The organism is Amycolatopsis roodepoortensis (assembly GCF_014873915.1).
Lineage (GTDB): Bacteria > Actinomycetota > Actinomycetes > Mycobacteriales > Pseudonocardiaceae > Amycolatopsis > Amycolatopsis roodepoortensis.
Map to the genome: position 1 here is coordinate 2,623,014 of NZ_JADBEJ010000005.1, position 16,655 is coordinate 2,639,668.

The 16,655-nt window shown below is 68.8% G+C and carries 11 protein-coding genes; 4 read left to right on the forward strand and 7 right to left on the reverse strand.

Going from position 1 to position 16,655, the window contains the following annotated elements; all coding sequences use genetic code 11:
* Positions 1-47 precede the first annotated feature (47 nt).
* Both H4W30_RS31675 and H4W30_RS31680 read left to right on the forward strand, forming a co-directional pair.
* The gene (locus H4W30_RS31675; protein ID WP_192746122.1) at positions 48-1,505 is read left to right on the forward strand and encodes a flavin-containing monooxygenase; all 1,458 of its coding nucleotides are present in this window, start codon (positions 48-50) and stop codon (positions 1,503-1,505) included.
* Positions 1,502-3,169, forward strand: coding sequence for a GMC oxidoreductase (locus H4W30_RS31680; RefSeq protein ID WP_192746123.1), 1,668 nt, complete (start codon positions 1,502-1,504; stop codon positions 3,167-3,169). The genes H4W30_RS31675 and H4W30_RS31680 overlap by 4 nt, the downstream gene beginning before the upstream one ends.
* Before the next feature lie 138 nt (positions 3,170-3,307).
* On the opposite strand, the gene H4W30_RS31685 is transcribed toward H4W30_RS31680, so the two are convergent.
* A complete protein-coding gene (locus H4W30_RS31685; RefSeq protein ID WP_192746124.1) occupies positions 3,308-4,795 on the reverse strand; it encodes a chitinase in 1,488 nt (495 codons plus the stop codon).
* A gap of 161 nt (positions 4,796-4,956) precedes the next feature.
* Between H4W30_RS31685 and H4W30_RS31690 the strand changes: the two genes are divergently transcribed.
* Positions 4,957-7,326, forward strand: a complete 2,370-nt coding sequence (locus H4W30_RS31690) for a Tex family protein (protein WP_192746125.1) — start codon at positions 4,957-4,959, stop codon at positions 7,324-7,326.
* Positions 7,327-7,392: 66 nt separating this feature from the next.
* Here the strand turns inward: H4W30_RS31690 and H4W30_RS31695 are convergent, their stop codons facing one another.
* Positions 7,393-9,123, reverse strand: a complete 1,731-nt coding sequence (locus H4W30_RS31695; protein WP_192746126.1) for an acyl-CoA dehydrogenase — start codon at positions 9,121-9,123, stop codon at positions 7,393-7,395.
* Between the two features lie 25 nt (positions 9,124-9,148).
* Positions 9,149-10,486 carry a serine hydrolase domain-containing protein gene (locus H4W30_RS31700; protein ID WP_192746127.1) on the reverse strand — a complete coding sequence of 446 codons (1,338 nt, stop codon included), beginning with the start codon at positions 10,484-10,486 and terminating at the stop codon, positions 9,149-9,151.
* A gap of 276 nt (positions 10,487-10,762) precedes the next feature.
* Here H4W30_RS31700 and H4W30_RS31705 point away from each other — a divergent pair, with 276 nt between their 5' ends.
* Entirely contained in the window at positions 10,763-12,442 is a 1,680-nt protein-coding gene (locus H4W30_RS31705; protein ID WP_192746128.1) for a DEAD/DEAH box helicase, read from the forward strand.
* 476 nt (positions 12,443-12,918) lie between these two features.
* On the opposite strand, the gene H4W30_RS31710 is transcribed toward H4W30_RS31705, so the two are convergent.
* The 4 genes from H4W30_RS31710 to H4W30_RS31725 form a co-directional block, all read right to left on the reverse strand.
* Positions 12,919-13,851 carry an acyl-ACP desaturase gene (locus H4W30_RS31710; protein ID WP_192746129.1) on the reverse strand — a complete coding sequence of 311 codons (933 nt, stop codon included), beginning with the start codon at positions 13,849-13,851 and terminating at the stop codon, positions 12,919-12,921.
* A 90-nt stretch (positions 13,852-13,941) separates the two neighbouring features.
* Positions 13,942-14,949 (reverse strand): iron-siderophore ABC transporter substrate-binding protein, encoded by a 1,008-nt coding sequence (locus H4W30_RS31715; protein WP_192746130.1) that lies wholly within the window; start codon positions 14,947-14,949, stop codon positions 13,942-13,944.
* Positions 14,950-14,976: 27 nt separating this feature from the next.
* Complete coding sequence (locus tag H4W30_RS31720; protein WP_192746131.1) at positions 14,977-15,870, reverse strand: ABC transporter permease; 894 nt, start codon at positions 15,868-15,870, stop codon at positions 14,977-14,979.
* Positions 15,857-16,639: an ABC transporter ATP-binding protein gene (locus H4W30_RS31725; RefSeq protein WP_192746132.1), complete on the reverse strand. Its 783-nt coding sequence runs from the start codon at positions 16,637-16,639 to the stop codon at positions 15,857-15,859. The genes H4W30_RS31720 and H4W30_RS31725 overlap by 14 nt, the downstream gene beginning before the upstream one ends.
* Between the last annotated feature and the right edge of the window lie 16 nt (positions 16,640-16,655).

The window sequence follows — 16,655 nt, forward strand, 5'->3', positions numbered from 1 at the left end:
GGTCGTGTACTTCCACCAGGGCTGACCGCTGGGTAACTTCGATCGGCATGGGCGATACGAGCGTGCTGATCGTAGGGACGGGCTTCGGCGGGGTCGGGACGGCGATCGAGCTCAAACGCGCCGGGTTCGACGACTTCACCATCCTGGAGAGCGCCGACGAACCGGGCGGCGTCTGGCGGGAGAACACCTACCCCGGCGCGGGCTGCGACATCCCGTCGCCGCTGTACTCGTTCTCCTACGAGCCCAATCCCGACTGGCCGAAGCGGTTCTCGCTGCAACCGGACATCCACGATTACCTCAAGCGCGTGGTGCGCCGCTACGGGCTCGAACCGCATATCCGGTTCGGCACCCGCGTCACCGCCGCGGCCTTCGACGAGGAGCGCGGGCTCTGGCGAGTGGAGACCGCGGGCGGCGAGACGTTCGAGGCCACCGTCTTCGTGCCCGCCGTCGGCCAGCTTTCGCGCCCGGTCCAGCCGGACATCCCCGGCCAGGAGACCTTCGAGGGCGCCAGTTTCCACTCCGCGCACTGGGATCACGACGTCGACCTACGCGGCAAGAAGGTCGCCGTGATCGGCACCGGCGCGAGCGCCATCCAATTCGTGCCCGAGCTCCAGCGTCAAGCGGCCGAGCTGACGGTCTTCCAGCGCACCGCGCCCTACATCATGGCGAAACGGGACACGAGTTACCGGCGCTGGCAGCAGCGGCTGTTCCGGCATCTCCCGGCCACCCAGCTGCTCGGCAGGCTGCGGATCTTCCTCCTCGCCGAGTACGCGACCTACGCGATGACCAAACATCCGTTGCTCGCCAAGGTCTTCGAGCTGCGGACGGCCCAGCTGCGTCGCCGTCACATCAAGGACCGTGCGCTGCGCGAGAAACTCACCCCGGACTATCCGCTGGGCTGTAAGCGGATCCTGTTCACCAACGAGTACCTGCCCGCGCTGGCGCAGCACAACGTCGCGGTGGAAACCCGGCATATCAGCGCGATCACGCCGTCCGGCGTACTTACCGAAGACGGCGTCGAACACGAAGCCGACGTCATCGTCTACGGAACGGGCTTCGCGGCGACCGACTTCCTCGGTGAACTCAAGATCGAGGGACTCGGCGGGCGGGCGCTGTCCGACGCGTGGAAGGGCGGGGCGCGGGCGTACCTCGGCATGACCGTGCCGGGTTTCCCGAACCTGTTCTGCGTCTACGGGCCCAACACGAACCTCGGCGCGGGCTCCATCATCTACATGATCGAACGTCAGGCCCGCTACATCCGCCAAGCCGTCGAGCACCTCGCCAAACCCGAAGTGTCCTATATGGACGTCGTACCGGAGGTCGAGCAGGCCTATGACGAGGAGATCCAGCGACGCCTCGGACGCAGTGTCTGGACGTCCTGCGCCAGCTGGTACCGCCAGGAGAACGGCCGGGTGAGCACGAACTGGCCGGGCCTGGTCACCGAGTACGACCGGCGGACGAAGAAGCTCGACCTCGGCGACTACCGGACGGCGGGAGCGCGATGAACTACGACGTGCTGGTGATCGGCTCCGGTTTCGGCGGCAGCGTGACCGCGCTGCGGCTCACCGAGAAGGGGTACCGCGTCGGCGTGCTGGAGACCGGCCGCCGGTTCGCCGACGACGAGTTCGCGAAGACGTCGTGGCGGCTGCGGAAGTACCTGTGGGCGCCGAAACTGGGCTGCTACGGCATCCAGCGGCTCACGCTGCTGAAGAACACGTTCGTGCTGAGCGGCGCGGGTGTCGGCGGCGGGTCGCTCGTGTACGCGAACACGCTCTACGAACCTCCGGACACCTTCTATCAGGACCCGCAGTGGGCGCACATCACCGACTGGAAGGCCGAGCTCGCCCCGCATTACGACCAGGCGAAACGGATGCTGGGCGTGGTGGAGAATCCGCTGGTCACCCCGGCCGACACAGTGCTGCGCGAGGTCGCCGAGGACATGGGCATCGCGGACACCTACCGGCCGACACCGGTCGGCGTCCATTTCGGCAAGCGCGACGTCGACCCGTTCTTCGGCGGCGAGGGCCCGCTGCGCAAGCCGTGCACGCACTGCGGCGAGTGCATGACCGGCTGCCGGGTGGGCGCGAAGAACACGACCGTCAAGAACTACCTGTACCTGGCGGAGAAAGCGGGCGCGGAGGTCCATCCGCTGACCACCGCCGTGTCGGTCCGGCCGATCGACGGCGGCTACGCGGTCGACACCGTCCGAACAGGACGGTGGGTGCGCAAGCGCAAGCGGACCTTCACCGCCTCCGAAGTCGTGTTCGCCGCCGCTTCCCTCGGCACGCAACGGCTTCTGCATTCCTTGAAGGACTCGGGAACGCTGCCGAAGCTGTCGCCACGGTTGGGTTTGCTCGCCAGGACGAACTCCGAGGCCGTGCTCGCCGCGCGGTCCCTCCGCAAGGACACCGACTTCACCCGTGGCGTCGCGATCACGTCGTCGATCCATCCCGACGCCGTCACGCACGTCGAACCGGTGCGCTACGGCAAGGGCAGCAACTTCATGGGCCTGCTGACGACGGTGCTCGTCGACGCCGAGCCGGGCGAACGCCGGTGGGTGCTGGGCGCGCGCGAACTGTGGCGGAACCGGCGGCAGCTGGTGCGGCTGCACAACCCGCGACGGTGGTCGGAGCGGATGGTCGGGCTGCTGGTGATGCAGACGCTGAACAATTCCGTGACCACGTACACGAAACGCGGGCTCTTCGGCCGCCGGATGACCACGAAACAGGGCATCGGCGAACCGAACCCGGAGTGGATCCCGGCCGGGCACGAGGTCACGCGGCGGGTGGCGGACAAGATCGGCGGGCTGGCGCAGGGCGCGTGGACGGATCTGGCGAACATCCCGATCACCGGCCATTTCATCGGCGGCTGCGCGATCGGCGAGAGCGCCGAGACCGGCGTCGTCGATCCGTACCAGCGCGTGCACGGGTACCCCGGGCTGCACATCGCGGACGGTTCGGCGATCTCGGCGAACCTCGGGGTGAACCCGTCGCTGACCATCACCGCGCAGGCGGAACGCGCGATGTCGTTGTGGCCCAACAAGGGCGAGCCCGACCCTCGGCCGCCCCTCGGCTCCCCCTACCGGCGTCTGTCCCCCGTCGCCCCGCTGAAGCCCGTCGTCCCTCCGGACGCCCCGGCCGCCCTGCGCCTCCCCCTCACGCCCCTCTGACCCTTATGCATTTCGTCCTCTGGATGCGGTAGTTCGCCCTGCCAACTACCGCATCCAGAGGACGAAATGCATGGCGTGGAAGGGGCGGGGCACCGTCGCCCGCGCGACGGCGGTGCCCCGCCCCGGTCTACTGGTGCGTCACGGGAGGCCGGCCAGGCCCGCGCTCACCGTGTTCGACCACGCGTAGCCCTGCGAGGCGTCCCAGTTGATCGACCAGGTCATCGCGCCCCGGATCGTCGGGTACGTCGTCGACGGCTTGAACGAACCGCAGTTCGTGCCCTTCGCGAGGCAGTTCAGCGCGTTGACCGTGTTGCCGGGCGCCTGGTAGCCGCCACCGGCCGCCGAACCCGACGCGGGCAGGCCGAGCCCGACCTGGTCGGCCCGCAGGCCGCTCTGCAGCTGGATGCAGGCCAGCGCGGTGAGGAAATCGACCGTGCCCTGCGAGTAGACCTTCTGGTCGCAGCCGAGCATCGTGCCGCTGTTGTAGTACTGCATGTTGACGATCGTCAGGATGTCCTTGACGTTCAGCGCCAGCTTGAAGTACTCCGCCGCCGGGCTCTGCATGTCGATCGTCTGCGGCGCCATGGTGATGATCGAGCCGCCCGCCGCGTGGATGCTGCGCAGCGCCTGCGCCATGTAGGTCGCATTGACGCCGTTTTCGAGGTCGATGTCGACGCCGTCGAAGCCGTAGGTCGCGATGAGGGACTTCATGCTGTTGGAGAAGTTCGTCGCCGCGGCCGCGGAGTCGACGCGGATCGTGCCCTTCTCCCCGCCCACGGACAGGATGACCTTCTGCCCGCGCGCCTGCGCCGTCTTGATGTCGGCCTTGAACTGCGCGTCGGTGTAGCCGCCGAGCTGGCTCGACAGACCGGAGTCGAGGGTGAAGCTGACCGCGCCCGGCGTGGCCGTCGCGTCGGCGAAGGACACCGCGATGATGTTGTACTTCGTCGGGACGTCGGCGAGCTTGAGCGCCTTCGCGCCGTTGTAGAAGTTCTGCCAGTAGCCGGTGATCACGTGTTTCGGCAGGTTCCCGGTCGGCGGGGTGGTCGTCGTGGTCGTCGGCGGGTTGCTGGTCGTGGTGGTCGTCGTCGGCGTGGTGGGGGTCGTCGGCGTCGTGGTGGGCGATCCGCCGGGGCCGTCGAGGTTCACGTCGTCGGCGAAGTACGCGGGCTGGCCGTACCAGCCGTGCAGGTAGATCTCGACGCTCGTGGTGGACGCGCCGGTGGTGAAGCTCAGCGAGAGCTGCGACCAGCTGCCGCCACCCGGGGTCCAGGTGTTCTTGTCACCCATCCCGGTGCCGGTGACACCGAGGTAGGTGTAGCTGCCCTGCACCCACGCCGAAAGCGTGTACGCGGTGTTGGCCTTCACGGCCACGCTCTGCGAGCAGCGGGCGTTGTCCTGCCCCGCCGGGGTGGCGCTGAGCGCGCGGGTGCCCGAATGGACCGGCGTGGTGACCACCGCGTTCGCTCCGGTGCAGGTCCAGCCGCTCGTGGTCCCGAGTTCGAAGCCCGGGTTGGTCAGGATGTTGGCGGCCGAGGCGCTGCCCGAGACCGCGAAAGTCACCCCCAGGCACATGGCCAGCGACGACAGCAGGGCGAGGAACGCGTGTTTCGGCTTCACTTTCACGACTGGCCTCCACGAACGGGTGATGTCGGCCACATCAAAATGGTACAGACCAATACAACTGTCAAGGGTTCGGTTAGGGGAGGCCATACGAAAGTCGGCTCGGCGCGAGCGGCAGAATGCAGGGTCCGAGAGCACCCGAGGGCGGATTCAGGAGCGTGGGAGTGAGCGTGCAGGGCCTGCAGACAGTCGAGCAGAAGATCGCCGAAGAACTCGGTGTGCGCGAAGGGCAGGTCAAGGCGGCCGTCGACCTGCTGGACGGCGGATCGACCGTGCCGTTCATCGCCCGGTACCGCAAAGAGGTCACCGGGATGCTGGACGACACCCAGTTGCGCACCCTCGAAGAACGCCTCCGCTACCTGCGGGAACTCGGCGAGCGCAAGGTCGCGGTGCTGGAGTCGATCCGCAGCCAGGGCAAGCTGGACGAGGCGCTCGAAGCGTCGATCATGGCGGCGGACACCAAGTCCCGCCTCGAAGACATCTACCTGCCGTACAAGCCCAAGCGGCGGACGAAGGCGATGATCGCCCGCGAGGCCGGCCTGGAGCCGCTCGCCGACGGGCTGCTGAGCGACCCGAACACCGACCCGCAGGCCGCCGCCGCGGTGTTCGTCGACGCCGACAAGGGCGTCGCGGACGCGCAGGCCGCGCTCGACGGCGCCCGCGCGATCCTCGTCGAACGCTTCGCCGAGGACGCCGACCTGATCGGGGAACTGCGCGAGAAGATGTGGGCGGAAGGGCGTCTGGCCTCGAAGGTCCGTGACGGCAAGGCCGAGGAGGGCGCGAAGTTCTCCGACTACTTCGACTTCTCCGAGCCCTACACGAAGCTCCCCTCGCACCGCATCCTCGCGATGTTCCGCGGTGAGAAAGAGGAGATCCTCGACCTCACGATGGAGTCCGAAGAACCTTCGGAGGAACCGAAGACCGGGCCGACCGAGTACGAGAACCGCATCGCCCACAAGTTCGGCATCTCGAACGAAGGCCGCCCGGCCGACAAGTGGCTCGGCGACACCGTCCGCTGGGCGTGGCGCACGAAGATCCTGCTGCACCTGGGCATCGACCTGCGGATGCGGCTGCGCCAGTCGGCCGAGGACGACGCCGTCCGCGTGTTCGCCGCGAACCTGCGCGACCTGCTGCTCGCCGCCCCGGCCGGCACGCGCGCCACGATGGGCCTCGACCCGGGCTTCCGCACCGGCGTCAAGGTCGCCGTCGTCGACGCGACCGGCAAGGTCGTCGCCACCCACGTGATCTACCCGCACCAGCCCGCGAACAAATGGGACCAGTCCATCGCCGAACTCGCCGCGCTGTGCGCCCGGCACAAGGTGGACCTGATCTCGATCGGCAACGGCACCGCGTCGCGCGAGACCGACAAGCTGGCGGGCGAACTGATCAAGAAGCACCCGGAACTGAAGCTGACGAAGGCCGTCGTCTCCGAGGCCGGCGCGTCGGTCTACTCGGCGTCGGCGTTCGCTTCGCAGGAGCTGCCGGGCATGGACGTCTCGCTGCGCGGCGCGGTCTCCATCGCGCGCCGGCTGCAGGACCCGCTGGCGGAACTGGTGAAGATCGATCCGAAGTCGATCGGGGTCGGGCAGTACCAGCACGACCTGTCCGAGATCTCGCTGTCGCGTTCACTCGACGCGGTGGTCGAAGACTGTGTGAACGCCGTCGGCGTGGACGTCAACACCGCGTCGGCGCCGCTGCTGACCCGCGTCTCGGGTATCACGACGACCCTGGCGGAGAACATCGTCGCGCACCGCGACGAGAACGGGCCGTTCAAGACGCGCAGCGGGCTCAAGGAGGTCGCGCGGCTCGGTCCCAAGGCCTTCGAGCAGTGCGCGGGCTTCCTCCGGATCCCGGACGGCGACGACCCGCTCGACTCGTCCTCGGTGCACCCGGAGGCGTATCCGGTGGTGCGGCGGATCCTGTCCTCCACCGGTACCGACATCCGTTCGCTGATCGGCAACACGCGGACACTGCAAGCGCTGAAGCCCACGGAGTTCGTCGACGACACCTTCGGTCTCCCGACGGTGACCGACATCCTCGCCGAGCTTGAAAAGCCTGGCCGCGACCCGCGTCCGGCGTTCAAGACCGCGACCTTCGCCGACGGCGTCGAGAAGATCGGCGACCTCAAGCCGGGTATGCGGCTGGAAGGTGTCGTGACGAACGTGGCCGCGTTCGGCGCGTTCATCGACGTCGGCGTGCACCAGGACGGCCTCGCGCACGTCTCGGCGCTGTCGAAGAACTTCGTCAAGGACCCCCGCGAGGTCGTGAAGCCGGGCGACATCGTCAAGGTGAAGGTGCTGGAGGTCGACGTACCGCGCAAGCGGATCTCGCTGACCCTGCGGCTGGACGACGAGCCCGGCAAGCCCGCCCGCGAGCAGGGCGGCGGTCGGGACCGCGGCCAGGGCGGCCAGCGTCAGGGCGGCGGTCAGCGTGGCGGCCAGGGCGGCCGTGGTGGCGGCCGGGACCGCGGCGGCAACTCCGGTGGCGGCGGCGCCATGGCGGACGCGCTCCGGAAGGCCGGCTTCGGCAAGTAAGGTCACTTTGCGCGTGAAGGCCCCCTTCCCTCGGCTGAGCCGAGGGAAGGGGGCCTTCACGGGACTTTACGGATTCATCGCGTAGGCGCCCGAGAGATCGCGGACCAGGGACCACACGTGGTCGAAGCGCGCCGCGTCCACGACCGGCTTCCGAATCGAAGCCAGCGCGAGCGCCTGCTGCGCGTCCGTCGAGGACGCCTTCCCGTGCAGCTCGATCGCGGTGAGGCTGAAGTCCTGCACCAGGATGGCGAAGATCTGGTCGACGACCTCGGTCTCGATCCCGGTGATCTCGGCCTGCTCCAGCACCAGCTGCCCGTAGACGACCAGCGTGAACAGCTCGGTCAGCGCGAGGCCGAAGTCGATGTCCTGCTGCTGCGCCTCGTCCGGAGCCGCGTCGGTGAACAGCTTCACCAGCGCCTCGGCCTGCTCGGTGAACCGCGCGACGTTCGGGATCGCGGACGCCTTGGCGTACGCCTCGCGCCAGTCGTGGAACCGCACCTTGGACAGCCCACGCGCGGGGCCCTGGCGGAACAGGAACTCGTCGTCGGCCGCGTCGGACCGGGTCGGCACCGGCTCGTAGGCCTGCGGCGCGAACAGGTACGCGGGCACGAACTTCGCGATCAGCGCGAGGTTCACCGCCACCGTGCCTTCCAGCTTCGGCAGGCCGTCGATGTCGTTCTTGGACATCGCGAGGTACGTGTCCGCCTCGAATCCCTTGGCCGCCACCACATCCGCGACCAGGCCGATGACCTTCTGCGCCTCGGTGGTCACCTTCATCTTGGTGATCGGGTTGAACAGCAGGTACCGGCGGTCGTCCGCGTTCGCGCTACGGAAGTAGTCCACGGCACGGTCGGAGAACAGCTTCATCGCGACGAGCCGCGCGTACGCCTCGACGAATTCCCGGCGCACGTGCGGGAAATCGGTGACCTTCTTGCCGTAGAGCACCCGGTTGTGCGCGTGCGTGATCGCCTCGTACAGCGAGTGCGTCGACATCCCGATGCCGCCGAAGCACAGGTTGAACTTGCCGATGTTGACCGTGTTCAGCGCCGCGGAGAACGCGTCCGCGCCGACGTGCAGAATGTCCTCTTCGGACACCGGATAGTCGTTCAGCTCGAATTCGGCGACGTACATCTGCGACGGCACGACGTTCTTCACCACGCGGTAGTTCGGGTGTTCCGAGTCCGCGTAGAAGAACACGTACTGGTCCGGGCCTTCGACGCCGTCGATGCGGCCGAACACCGACACCGTCCGCGCGCAGTTGCCGTTGCCGATGTAGTACTTCGACCCGTTCGCGCGGTAGCCGCCCATGCCGTCCGGGGTGAGCACGAGGTCCGACGAGTAGATGTCGGCCCCGTGCTCCTTTTCGGACAGTCCGAACGCGGCGACGCCGCCGGCCGCGAGCGAGTCCGCCGCGCGTTTGCGGGCGGCCTCGTTCGCGCTCTGCCACACCGGGCCCAGGCCGAGGATGGTGACCTGCCACGGGTACCAGTAGTTCAAGCCGTAGAAACCGAGGATTTCCGACAGCGCCGCGACCCGCGCGGTGTCCCAGCGCTTGTCGGGGTTCCCCTCGGCGTTCGCGCCAGGAGTGAGGAACGTCGAGAACAGGCCTTCCTTGCCCGCGAACTCGATGAAGTCCGCGTAGAAGGTCCGGTCGTGGTAGTCCTCGACGAGCTTGCGCTTGCCACGCTGTTCGAACCACTCGATGGTGGCACGCAACAGGCGACGCGTCTCCGGGTCGAACTGCCGTGGGTCGTACCCACCCGGGTTCAGCAACAACGCGGTCGCCTTTTCGCTCATGGTCACTCCTGGTCAGCCGAAGTTACTACCCGGTAACCGTAGCGCCTCGCTTCGCCGTCCGGCCACCGAACTCGATCGAAGTCACCCGTCCACGCTCGTCGCGAAGGAAACGCGCGGTGGGTTTACGGGTATCGGCGGCGGGGGCGATCGCGTCGCCGCCCACGAAAACGGCCTCGAACGGCGGCGGTGAGGGGAAACCCTCGACGTCGGCGACCAGCTGGGCCCAGAGGGCGCCGTCGCGGCCCTCGACCACGAACGCCAGGTCACCGGTCTGGTAGCGGCCCAGGTACTCGGCGATGTCCGGCTGCCGCACCGGCGGCGGGGTCGCGAGCGGCGGCAGCCCGACCAGGTGTTCCAGGCACCAGGTGACGATCTTCGCGCCCAGCGCGGACCCGCCCGCGCTGTTGGTCAGCACCGTGACGGCGAAATCGTGTTCCGGCAGGGTGACGAAGTCCGACAGCTGCAGGTTGCTCACGTTGCCGCCGTGCCGGACCAGCCGGGCGGCGCCATGGGTCGTGTGCAGCCAGCTCAGCCCGACCTCCTCGAACCCCAGCGCGGCTTTGCGTTGCGGCGCGCGCATGAGGTCGCGGGTGGCTTCGCTGATCGGCGGCTCGCCCTCGGCTTCGCCGGTCAGGAAGAACTGGGCCCATTTCAGCTGGTCTCCCGCCGTCGACCACAGCCCGCCGCTCGCGCTGTCCGCACGGGTGAGTCCCACGGTGTGCTCGACCGCCGGTTCGCCGTCGCGCAGCACGTGTCCGACGGCGTGACGGCGCGTGAGCACTTCCCACGGCAGGTAATACGACTCGGTCATGCCGAGCGGTTCGAGCAGGCGGGCGCGGACCACGTCCTCGAAGGGTTCGCCCGCCACCACCTCGACGACTCGTCCGGCCAGCTGGAATCCGGCGTTGCAGTAGGAGAACACCTCACCGGGCGGGAAGTTCTGCGGCAGGTCGCCGAACTTCGCGACCGCGAGGGCCAGCGCGTCGTCACCCCACCCGGTGGTGAAGTCGACGTCGCCGAGGAAACCGGCGGAATGCGTGAGCAGATGACGCAGGGTCACCGTCTTGCGTGCCACCGGATCCGCCAGCGGGAGATCGGGAACGTAGTCGACGACCGGCCTGTCGAGATCGAGCACGCCGTCCTCGACCAGGGCCAGCACGGCGGCCGCGGCGAACGTCTTGCTGGTGGAGCCGATCATGAACAGGGTGCCGGAGTCGACCGGAAGCCCGGTGTCCACACTGGACACACCGGTGGCGAATACCGACTCCTCGCCCCGGTAAGTCACCCCCACCACCGCCCCGGGGACGTTCGCGCGACGCGCCTCCTCGTCGAGCACCCCTTGCAGTTCCTGAACGTTCGGCACCCGTGTCCCCTTTCGTCCGGTCGGGCCAGCGTTTCACCGCGACGCCGCCTCCGGCTCGTCCGAACCGACGAACATCACCGGGCCGGTGCGGGCGATATCACGTAGCCCGGGAGATCACGACCCAGTACACTGGACGACGCGGTCCGCTCAGTTCTGCCTCGGGCCGCGTTTCGTTGTCGAAGACCACGCGCCGCGGCCCCCCGAGGTCTGCGCCGGGCAGGACAACCGTTCCTATCCTTACGGAGATACCAGGGCGCGCTTCGCGCCCACACGCTTATGAGCACACCTACTTTCACCGAACTCGGCCTGCCCAAGACCATCGTCGACGCGCTCGCCGAACAGGGCGTCACCAGCCCGTTCCCGATCCAGGCCGCCACGCTGCCGCATTCGCTGGCGGGCCGCGACGTCCTCGGCCGCGGCCGCACCGGCTCCGGCAAGACGTACGGCTTCGTGCTGCCCGTCCTCGCCCGGCTCGCCGAAGGCCCGACCCGCCGCCGCCCCGGCCGCCCGCGTGCGCTGGTCCTGGCGCCGACGCGCGAGCTGGCGACCCAGATCGAGGCGTCGTTCCTGCCGCTGGCCAAACCGCTCGGCCTCAAGGTCACCACGATCTTCGGCGGCGTCAGCCCCAACCCGCAGATCACCCGGCTGCGTGACGGCGTCGACATCGTCGTCGCGTGCCCCGGCAGGCTCGCCGACCACATGCGTTCCGGCGAGGCGAAGCTCGACCACATCGAGATCACCGTGCTGGACGAGGCCGACCACATGGCCGACCTCGGCTTCCTGCCCGACGTCCGGCGCATCATGGCCGAGACGCCGGAGCGCGGGCAGCGGCTGCTGTTCTCCGCGACCCTCGACGCGGGTGTCGACGTGCTGGTCAAGCGCTTCATGCACGACCCGGTCACGCACAGCGTCGACTCGGCCCAGTCGCCGGTCTCGACCATGAAGCACCACGTGCTGCACCTGGAGGAGACCCACCGGCTGCCGGTGCTGATCGACCTCACCGCCGCGCCGGGCCGCACGCTGGTGTTCACCCGCACTAAGCACCGCGCCAAGCAGCTGACGCGCAAGCTCATGGCCTCCGGCGTGCCGGCGGTCGAACTGCACGGCAACCTCGGCCAGACCGCGCGCACGCGCAACCTGGAGGCGTTCGCCTCCGGCGCGGCGAAGACGCTGGTCGCCACCGACATCGCCGCGCGCGGGATCCACGTCGACGACGTCACGCTGGTCATCCACGCCGACCCGCCGGTCGAGCACAAGGCGTACCTGCACCGCTCCGGCCGGACCGCGCGGGCCGGAGCGTCCGGCACCGTCGTCACGCTGATGACCGACGCGCAGGTCGGCGACGTCCGCGACCTCGCCCGCAAGGCGGGTATCAAGCCGACGACGACGCAGCTCGGCCCCGGCCACCCGCTGCTGTCGGAGCTGGCGCCCGGTGAGCGTTCGTTCACCGCGTCGCCGCGGCGGCCGATCGTGGACACGCGGCCGAAGCGGGTCAGCGCCAGCGGTGAGGCCATCCCGGGCAAGGGTGAGGACGAAGACCGGCCGGCCGGCGGTGGCCGTGGCGCCCGCGGTGGACGTGGCCGAGGCCCGTCCGCCGGTGGACGCGGTGCTTCCGGTGGCGGCCGTGGTTCTTCTCGCGGCGGTCGCGACGCTTCCGGCCGCGCTTCCGACGGACGTTCGCGTCAGCCTCGCGCCGAGGGCGACCGCCGAGGTGCTCCCGCCGGCCAAGGCCGTCGCGCAGGCGAGCCCACTGGACGTCGGGAAGGCGCGCCCAAGGGCGGTGGCCAGGGCCGTCGCGCCGCCGACTCCCAGCCGCGCCGCGGCTCCGGTGCCGCCAAGTCCCAGTCCAGCCGGGCCCAGTCCTCGCGGACCCAGTCCGGCGGTGCTCCGGCCCGTCGCGGCGGTGCCGCCGCGTTCTCCTCCGGGACCCGCGCCGGCTCGCGCCGCTCGCGCTGACGCTCCTCCGCTCCCGTTACGCGAGTTACGCCTCCAAACACGCGAGTTACGCCTTCAATCACGTGAGTTACGCCCTCAAGCACGTGTGATCCGCTGGACGTCACGTGTGATCGGATGGACGACACTCGTGATCCGATGGACGACACGTGAGTCGTCCGCCTGATCACGCGTGTCGTCCGTTCAATCACGCGTGTCGTCCAGCAGATCACATGAGTCGGCCGCCGGATCACACGTGACGGCCGTCGGGACTCACGGGATTGAGGGCGGACACGCGTGATTGGGGGCGTAACTCACGTGACTGGGGGCGTAACTCGCGTGGTTGGGGGCGTGACTCGCGTGATTGGGGGCGTAACTCACGTGATTGGAGGCGGAACTCACGTGATTGGAGGCGGAACTCACGTGATTGAGGGCGTAACTCGCGTGGGTGGGGAAGTGACTCGCGTGGGTGGGAAGTGACTCGCGTGGAGGAGGGCGGGTCAGGCCTGGCGGGCGGCGGCGCGCGCTTCGGCGGCCGCCCGACGCTCCTCGAAGCGCGAAGCCTGCGTGTCGAGGGCCTTCAGGAACTGGTCGAGTTCGTCCCGCGCCTTCTCCCCCACCTCGCCGAGCCCTTCGAGCTCGAAGATCTTCCACTGCCGCAGCAACGGCCAGATCACCTCGTCGTGGTGGATCCGCAGGTCGTAGATGCCCGCCTTCGCGATCAGCGCGGCCTTCCGCACGAAGCTCGGGATCACCGCCCCCGGCATCTGGAACTGGACGACCTCGTCGGTGATGGCGCGCATCATCGCGTCGGGTGAAAGCTCCAGCGACGCCTGCACCAGGTTCCGGTAGAAGAGCATGTGCAGGTTCTCGTCCATCGCGACCCGCGCGAGCAGCTTCTCGCACAGCGGATCCTGCGTGTACTTCCCGGTGTTGCGGTGCGAAATCCGCGTCGCCAGCTCCTGGAAGGACACGTACGCGAAGACGTTCAGCAGCTCCTTGTCGCCACTGTCGTACCCGGCCTGCATGGTCTCCATGCGCATCCGCTCCAGCTCGACCGGGTCCACCGCGCGCGTGACCAGCAGGTAGTCGCGGATGCAGATCCCGTGGCGGCCCTCTTCGGCGGTCCAGCGGTGCACCCACGTGCCCCACGCGCCGTCGCGGCCGAAGGCGCGCTCGATCTCTCGGTGGTAGCTCGGCAGGTTGTCCTCGGTGAGGAGGTTGACCTCCAACGACGTCCGCGCGATCGGCGACACCCGCGACTGCTCGGGATCCCAAGCCTCGCCGCCGAGATCGGCGAAGTTGCGGCCCTCGTCCCAGGGCACGTACTCGTGCGGCATCCATTCCTTGGCGACCGTGAGATGCCGGTTGAGGTTCTCCTCCACCGTCCCCTCGAGCTCGAGCATCAGCCGGGTGGTTTCGGGGACCGCCATGCGTCTCGTCCTTCCAGGGTACGGAAAACGCCTACCTACGACACCGTAACTTACGGTGTCGTAGGTTTGCCACCCACAGAAGATGAACGCTCAGGAGCCCGCCAGCTTCGGCACCAGCTGCTCGATCGCGTACGGGATGCTCAGCACGGTGTTGAACGAGATCGCGGCCCCGACCGGCGGGTTCTCGTAGGTGATGAACAGATCCCGCTTCTTCGCCGACACCTTCAGCCGCTGATACACCGGATCCGCCCGGATCCGAGCCTCCGCGCCAAGATCTGAGTTCAGCCACACCAGGCGATCCGCGTCGAAGAGGTCGAACCGTTCCGACGAGACCTCGACGACGTTGTTCTCCGGTTTGCTCAGCGCCTTGACCGGCTCGAACGGCCGGAAACCCAGCTCGGTCATGAAGATCATCTTCGGGTCGGTCGTGGTGAACGCGGAGAACTTGCCCGCCTCGAAGGTGTCGGCGACGACCATCGTCAGCTTCGCGAACCCGGGGTGCTCGGCCCGCGCCTTCGCGAACCGCCGGTCGATGTCGGCGATCAGGTCTTCGGCCTTCTGCGGGAGCCCCAGCGCGCGGCCGACCATCCGGGTCATCTCCTGCCACGGCGCCGCGTAGTCCTCGTACTTCGGCGGCTGCGCGACCACCGGCGCGAGCTGCGAGAGCTTGTCGTACTGCTCCTTCTTCATCCCGCTGTACTGGGCGAGGATCAGGTCCGGCTTCAGCGCGGCGATCTTCTCGAAGTTGAAGTCGTCCCGTTCGCCGACGACCTCCGGCTGCTTGTCACCCCAGCGAGCCTGGGTCCACGGCCACTTCCCGTACGGACGCTCCTTGAACCAGTCGACGGCGCCGACCGGCCGGATCCCGAGCGCCAGCACGGCGTCGTGGTCGGACAGGCCCAGCGTGACGATCCTCGAAGGCTGCTTCTCGACCGTCGCCGACCCGTATTTGTGCTCGACGGTCACCGGGAAGGTGCCCCGGGACTCCGGCGGCACCAGGCTCTCGTCGGCCGATCGCGAAGAACCACAACCGGCCACCAGCAACGACATCATCAGCGCGGTCAGGGTCGCCTTGACCCGCACCCCAGTAACGGACATGCGGGTAAGGCTAGCCTGACCAAAGTCCTAAAGGGACGCGGTGAGACCACGCGCACGCAGGACCGAACGTTCCAGCGGACGGAACACCACCAGCTCGATACCGACGCCGACGAGCAGGATCAGGAAGATGGCCGACATCACGGCCTCCATGCTGTTGAACGACGAGCCTTCGTGCAGGTACGCACCGAGTCCCTTGCCGAGCGCCGGCGACAGCGCGATCAGCTCGGCCGCCATCAGCGAACGCCACGAGAACGCCCATCCCTGCTTGAGCCCGGCGAGGAATCCGGGCAGCGCGGCGGGCAGCAGGATATGCCGCGCCGACGACAGCCTGCTCGCGCCCATCACCTGGCCCACCCGCGGCAGTATCGGCGGGATCTGGTCGATTCCGGCGACCAGGCCGTTCGCGATCGAAGGAACCGAGCCCAGCAGGACCACGAAGTAGATCGACGCGTCGTTCAGCCCGAACCACAGGATCGCCGCAGGTACCCAGGCCACCGAGGGAAGGCTCTGCAGCCCGGTCAGGAACGGCCCGACCGCGGCCCGGACGACCCGGACCTTCGCCACGAGCAGCCCGAGCGGGGTGCCGATGACCACGCCGATCAGGAAGCCCAGCGCCGCGCGGTGCACCGACGTCCACACGAACTCGAAGATCTCACCGTCGACGGTGATGCCGACGAGTTCGTCCCACACCGCGAGCGGGGCAGGCAGCATGGCTTCCGGCCAGAACGCGGCGGCCCACAACGCCTGCCACAGCGCGACCAGCAACGCCAGGAAGACCACCGGCGGCACGAAGCCGCGCAGGAACCGCTTGCCCCGGCTTTCCCGGCGCTCCCCGGTGGGGGTGTCGAGCGAGTCGAGCCCCGCGCCGACGGCCTCGTCGGCGTCTGCCGCCGCGGTTTCAGGGCGGTCAAGCCGCGGCATGGGTACTGATCACCTCCCGGAGGTGACCGGTGATCTCCAGCGTCAGCTCCTCGGCGTCGGATGCCTGGACGTCGCGCCATTCCCGCACGACCCGGCCCGGCCGCGACGAAAGCAGCACGACCCGCTGGCCGAGCCGGACGGCCTCGCGGACGTCGTGGGTCACGAACAGCACCGACGTGCCGGTGCTGCGGTAGACGCGCAGCAGTTCACCCTGAAGGACGTCGCGGGTGATGGCGTCGAGCGCGGCGAACGGCTCGTCCATCAGCAGCAGCGACTGCTCCGGGTCGCCGCCGACGCGCAGGGTCGCGGCCAGCGCCCTGGCGAGCGCGACGCGCTGCCGCATCCCGCCGGACAGCTCGTGCGGCCGCTTGTCGCCCGCGCCGCCGAGGCGGACGAGTTCGAGCAGTTCGGCCGCCTTCGCCCGGCGCTCGGCCCGGCCGAAACCGGCGAGGCGCAGCGGCAGTTCGACGTTGCGGGCAGCGGTCAGCCACGGCATCAGTGCGGCCTCCTGGAACATGACCGCCGGCCGGGAGGTCTCCAGGGTGATCGAGCCCGACGTCGGCCGGTCGAGACCGGCGACCAGGTTCAGCAGGGTGCTCTTGCCGCAGCCCGAGGCGCCGAGGAGACAGACGAACTCGCCGGGGGCGACCGTCAGGTCCATCCCGTCGAGGGCCACGACGGCGCGGCCGGTCGGCCCGAAAGCCTTCCGCACCCCGTCGAGGCGCACGGCGACACCGGTGGACAGGCCGGGCTCCAAGGTGGTCGTCATCGCTGATCCCCTCCGG

What these genes read in the sequence shown, in the direction of transcription:
- H4W30_RS31675 (WP_192746122.1), top strand. Translation starts at nt 48, where the DNA reads ATGGGCGATACGAGCGTGCTGATCGTAGGGACGGGCTTCGGCGGGGTC.
- H4W30_RS31695 (WP_192746126.1), bottom strand. Translation starts at nt 9,123, where the DNA reads ATGAGCGAAAAGGCGACCGCGTTGTTGCTGAACCCGGGTGGGTACGAC.
- H4W30_RS31710 (WP_192746129.1), bottom strand. Translation starts at nt 13,851, where the DNA reads ATGGCGGTCCCCGAAACCACCCGGCTGATGCTCGAGCTCGAGGGGACG.
- H4W30_RS31720 (WP_192746131.1), bottom strand. Translation starts at nt 15,870, where the DNA reads ATGCCGCGGCTTGACCGCCCTGAAACCGCGGCGGCAGACGCCGACGAG.
- H4W30_RS31725 (WP_192746132.1), bottom strand. Translation starts at nt 16,639, where the DNA reads ATGACGACCACCTTGGAGCCCGGCCTGTCCACCGGTGTCGCCGTGCGC.
- H4W30_RS31715 (WP_192746130.1), bottom strand. Translation starts at nt 14,949, where the DNA reads ATGTCCGTTACTGGGGTGCGGGTCAAGGCGACCCTGACCGCGCTGATG.
- H4W30_RS31705 (WP_192746128.1), top strand. Translation starts at nt 10,763, where the DNA reads ATGAGCACACCTACTTTCACCGAACTCGGCCTGCCCAAGACCATCGTC.
- H4W30_RS31680 (WP_192746123.1), top strand. Translation starts at nt 1,502, where the DNA reads ATGAACTACGACGTGCTGGTGATCGGCTCCGGTTTCGGCGGCAGCGTG.